At 32.7% G+C, this 4,531-nt stretch carries 6 protein-coding genes; all 6 read right to left on the bottom strand.

The window, feature by feature from the left end; genetic code table 11:
- Positions 1-709: 709 nt before the first annotated feature.
- Complete coding sequence (locus tag FHG05_RS18215) at positions 710-1,138, bottom strand: hypothetical protein (RefSeq protein ID WP_140999555.1); 429 nt, start codon at positions 1,136-1,138, stop codon at positions 710-712.
- Positions 1,139-1,287: 149 nt separating this feature from the next.
- Positions 1,288-2,208, bottom strand: coding sequence for an energy transducer TonB (locus tag FHG05_RS18210; protein ID WP_140999554.1), 921 nt, complete (start codon positions 2,206-2,208; stop codon positions 1,288-1,290).
- A 168-nt stretch (positions 2,209-2,376) separates the two neighbouring features.
- The gene (locus tag FHG05_RS18205) at positions 2,377-2,967 is read right to left on the bottom strand and encodes a hypothetical protein (protein ID WP_140999553.1); all 591 of its coding nucleotides are present in this window, start codon (positions 2,965-2,967) and stop codon (positions 2,377-2,379) included.
- 170 nt (positions 2,968-3,137) lie between these two features.
- Positions 3,138-3,344 carry a GDCCVxC domain-containing (seleno)protein gene (locus tag FHG05_RS18615; RefSeq protein ID WP_069796431.1) on the bottom strand — a complete coding sequence of 69 codons (207 nt, stop codon included), beginning with the start codon at positions 3,342-3,344 and terminating at the stop codon, positions 3,138-3,140.
- Position 3,345: 1 nt separating this feature from the next.
- Positions 3,346-3,945 (bottom strand): mercuric transport protein MerTP, encoded by a 600-nt coding sequence (gene merTP / locus FHG05_RS18195; RefSeq protein ID WP_035630394.1) that lies wholly within the window; start codon positions 3,943-3,945, stop codon positions 3,346-3,348.
- On the bottom strand, positions 3,942-4,316 hold the full coding sequence (locus FHG05_RS18190; protein WP_026728957.1) for an ArsR/SmtB family transcription factor: 375 nt from the start codon (positions 4,314-4,316) through the stop codon (positions 3,942-3,944). Before FHG05_RS18190 ends, merTP begins: the two co-directional genes overlap by 4 nt.
- Between the last annotated feature and the right edge of the window lie 215 nt (positions 4,317-4,531).

Raw genomic sequence — 4,531 nt, 5'->3', positions numbered from 1 at the left:
AAAAGTCTCTTTTTTTGTCTCCTTACATGAAGTAAAAAGAAGTAAAAATGATATTGTCAGTCCTAATATTTTCATCTGTTACTGTCGTCTTTTAAAATGCCCTATAACGTTCCGCCGCTTCTCGTCAGTTGCGAACTGCGGAACTGCGTACTTTCTGCTAAGATAAAAATTATTGCGGAAAATGAACTTGAACTTACGGTAAATTTCGCAATTGCGAGAAACGGCTGTTATACACCGGTGTTTTGAGTTTCTATGTCACGTAACAATTCAACGCAAACATTTTCCATTTCCTATTCGGTTTCTTTTCCACTTTACTTTTTCTGAAAATATTTCATTATTCTCAAAAAAAAATTCGAGCTTCGCTCGTAATTTATCTTCTAAACCGTCGCGATTTTCGGCAACATTTTCCGCAAATATTTTCGGGTTTCTATTTTCGACACAAACTTTTTACGTAACATTTTCAGCGCAACTTTTTCAAGTCAAAATTTCCATTTCTGTTTTCGCAAACTTGGCAAATAGGAGTGAAGTTTAATCAAAAAGTTCTCGTCAGGAAAACACTGGTGTATAACGTTCTGCGGCTTGCTCTCAGTGGCGTTGCACCAACACCAAGCCATTACAAATATAACAAAACATTCTATTCAGCAGCGGATTTTCCGTAGGAAAATCCGGAAGTAGCCATTGAAGCAAACCGCTGTTGTAAGCTGGTTTTCTATAAAGTTTCAGTTATTTTTTCGTATTCAGTTGAGTTTAATAAGTAGTTATATTTACCTTCTATTTTCGGAATTTTTTCAGTTTTCACTTTTCTCTTTGGTCTTAAAATTATTACTTTCTGAGCGTTTTGTCTTTCACACCAATCAAACAAAGATTTTTTTAAAGTATTTTTATTATCCCAAACATAAACTTTTCCGAATGATTTTTCAATTATTCCAATTTCGTCAAATTCAGATTCTTTATTACTAAAATACTCTTTGCTACATTTCAAGATTAAATCGCCATCTTCGGCTTTCTCTTTAGCATAAACTAAATCACCATATTTATCTTCGTCAGCCATTAAGTATAAACCATAAAAAATTAAACCAATTATTAAGGTAATTGATAATAATATGATTCCAACAATGGTTTTCTTTTTAGCACTCATTTTTAAACTTGCTTACAACGTTTGGCCGCTTGGCGATGTGGCGGATTAAGGAAGCCTAACCATTCGGTTAAACACTGAATTTACAAGTACAAAACCAACTTCAAATCAAGCCAAATCCCGACATATTGCCAAACGGCGGTTGGCAGAAGTTATTTTTTTATTTTGAATATTATAGGAACTACATATCTTACAACTACGGGCTTATTTCTCTGTTTTCCTGGAATAAATTTAGGAAGTTTTTTAATTATTCTTTTTGCTTCTTCTTCAAATAATGTGTCAAATTTATCTTTTTTCAAAGGTTTAACTATTAAATTAATAATAACTCCTTCTTTGTCAATATCAAAAAGCACATGTACTTTTCGCTCAAGATTTTCTTTTTTTGCTTCTTTTGGATATTTTAAATTGTTATCAATATGTTTTTTTATTTCTTCTTCAAAGCATTTAAATTGCTCCCTTTTTTCGATTTTTTCACATGAAGAAAATAATGGAATTTGCTCTACAACTGAAATGGGAATTGGTGTCTCATCAATTTCTTCAAATGAGGGTTTTTCTTCATATGTATTTGTATTTGTATTTGTATATTTTGTTTCACTTTTATTAATATTATTCTCATTTAATTTAAATTCGATTGGAATTACTATTGAAACACTTACAATTTTATTTTTATCCATTCCGGGTATGAATTTTGGTAATAGATTAATTATCCTTTTTGCTTCATTTTCAAATACTTTTTTAAGCTCTCTATTGTCAGCAAAAACTTCTAACTTAATAATATTACCTTTCTCATCAATATTAAACGAGGTTATAACTCTTGATTCTGCTTTAATTTTTTTAGCATCCTCAGGATAAATTAAATTGCTTTTAATGTGAGAATTAATCATTCCCATTAAACAATCTATTTGAAATTTTTTAGCCACATCTTTACAGGATTCAGGCAATGGGATTTGTTCAACTGCATTAATGGGAATAGGGTTATCACCCAAATCTGCCGAAATAGTTTCAGTATTAATTTGTGCTTTCATATTAAATGAAATTAAAATCATAATCATAATGTAAATAATGTTTTTCATGTAATGTTATTTTTTAATTTCTGCCAACGTTTCGCGGCTTGCTCTCAGTGGCGTAAATCCAACACCAAGCCATTACAAATATAACAAAACATTCCATTCAGCTGCGGATTTTCCGTAGGAAAATCCGGAAGTAGCCATTGAAGCAAACCGCTGTTACAAGCAGTATTTTTAGAATTCTTCGTTTAAATATTTTTCAATTTCACTTTCGTCTTTTAAATCAATTACGACTGTTAAGTCCCAATCGTTTAATAGTAAGTTCATTTCATCGCCAATTTTCCATAATACACTTTTCAGTTTGTTTTTAGTTTCATCATTTTTATGGAATCTAAAACCGTCAACCCAAAAATCATGAACTAAATTGTCTTTTAAGGAAACGAAAATTTGAGCACTATCATAAACATAAGCAAAAGTATTTTCACATTTCCATTTTCCCGAACCATAACCCTCATAAACTTCTGTTATCTTTTCAAGACCTAGTGTTAAAAGAATTTTATCAAGTTCTTCAAAATCTATTTTCTTGTCAGCTATTGTTTTGGGACTTTCATCTCTTATATAAATATCTGTGAATCCATGTCCATCAAAATTTTCTCTAGAAAAGTTTTCAATCTTCTGATTTTCACTTTTCAGATATTCTTTATTTTCCCGAGGCAAAAATTCAACTTGATTGAAAGTGTCTTCGTGAAAATAAACACCAGTTTCATTTTCTTCGATTACGTTCTGCTGTATTTTTTTTCTTCTAAATATGTCGAATATGCTCATCGTATGTATATTGCTTGTAACGTTTTGCGGCTTGGCGAAGGTGGCGATTTAACCACAAATGTTCATACGAAGCACACACTTCAAATTTACGAAAAACTGTCATACGAAGCACTGAACCGCCACTTTTGCCAAACCGCTGTTAGTGGCTGGGCTTCTTTGTTTTCCGTCTGTCAGCAACATTTTTTGTCCTGCTGAATTGGTGGACAAGCAACACTTCCGTAGCTACAATAAACACAGCAGTCGCCTTGTTTTGGTTTTAGAACTTGTTTGCATTTTTCACATTCGTAAAAATATTGGCAAGCGTCTGTCGGCATTGTTTCTTCTTTCTTATGTCCGCAGTTGGGGCAAGTTATTGTTGATTGTAATTTGATTTCCATTTTAATTTTCTTTTTTGTCGGTTACAGAATATCCTGTTGAGTTTATTGCTTTTTCGATTTCAGAAATATTTGTTTTTGAGTTGTCAAATTCTATGATTGCATTTCCATTTTCATATGAAGCGTTTGAACTTATTATTCCTGTCAATTTATTTACTTCGTGATTTACGTGTTCTTCGCAACTCGCACAAGTCATTCCGCTAATCGTAAATTTTACTTTTTGAATATTGGATTTGTCCACTACTATGATTTGCTTTTCTTTCTTTGGGTAGAAAATGCTTGAATAGTATGGAAAGGCAAGCATAACGATTGCAAATGCTGTTACAATTCCTAAAAACATTTTTGACTGAATGAATTTTGGTTTTTCTTCTGTCTCACAGTTGCAGTCAATTTGCTTTTTAGGTTTCAACTTTTGATACCAAGCAAAACCAAGAACCAAAATTGTCAAACCGATAAAATACGGTCTGAAAGGTTCGAGCCAAGAAAAAGTAGAAGCAAGTCCGCTTGTTCCTGCAATGAGAGCCAAGACAGGTGTAATGCAACACAATGAAGCTGCAATTGCTGTTAAAAGTCCTGCTCCGATTAGTTTGTTGTCTGTTTTCATAATGTTTCTAATATTTTGTTTTCGTCAAGTATTTTGAAAAACGGTTTCAGCATTTTTTCATACTCTTTTGTCAACGAGTAAAAAATGGTTTGTGCTTCTCGTTCGGTTTCAATAAGTTTTCTGTCTTTGAGTTTTCTCAAGTGTTGTGAAACTGCTGAAATTGTCATACCGAGAATGTCGCTTATATCACAAACACAAAGTCGTTTTTCTTCATAGAGCAGAAATAGAATTTTCAGTCTTACGTTGTTTCCTGCCAATTCAAGTCCGTTCGATAAATAGTCAAACGAGCCGTTGAGTTCTGAAACTCGGTCTTTACAGCGGTTTATTTGTTTAATGTCCGCTTGTTGTCTTATACAAGAATTGTTGTCCATAGCACAAAGGTAGTCTATTTGTTTATTTAAGCAACTGCTAAAATATAAAATGTCAAAAAGAACCCGATTTTGTCTGACGGGTTGTGTCGTCATAGCCTTGCCACTAACGGTTTGCCGCTTGTAGCAGTTGCGTAAATTTAGCCTAAAATTTACAAGTACAAAACTCCTTGTGGAATTTTCGGAGAAAATTCCGAACAAAAGCCAAGCCTAGCAAT

Source organism: Flavobacterium profundi (assembly GCF_006491645.1).
Lineage (GTDB): Bacteria > Bacteroidota > Bacteroidia > Flavobacteriales > Flavobacteriaceae > Flavobacterium > Flavobacterium profundi.
Note: the sequence above shows the minus strand (reverse complement) of the source record. Positions and strands in the feature narration are given on the sequence as shown.

What these genes read in the sequence shown, in the direction of transcription:
- FHG05_RS18205 (WP_140999553.1), bottom strand. Translation starts at nt 2,967, where the DNA reads ATGAGCATATTCGACATATTTAGAAGAAAAAAAATACAGCAGAACGTA.
- merTP (WP_035630394.1), bottom strand. Translation starts at nt 3,945, where the DNA reads ATGAAAACAGACAACAAACTAATCGGAGCAGGACTTTTAACAGCAATT.
- FHG05_RS18210 (WP_140999554.1), bottom strand. Translation starts at nt 2,208, where the DNA reads ATGAAAAACATTATTTACATTATGATTATGATTTTAATTTCATTTAAT.
- FHG05_RS18190 (WP_026728957.1), bottom strand. Translation starts at nt 4,316, where the DNA reads ATGGACAACAATTCTTGTATAAGACAACAAGCGGACATTAAACAAATA.
- FHG05_RS18215 (WP_140999555.1), bottom strand. Translation starts at nt 1,138, where the DNA reads ATGAGTGCTAAAAAGAAAACCATTGTTGGAATCATATTATTATCAATT.
- FHG05_RS18615 (WP_069796431.1), bottom strand. Translation starts at nt 3,344, where the DNA reads ATGGAAATCAAATTACAATCAACAATAACTTGCCCCAACTGCGGACAT.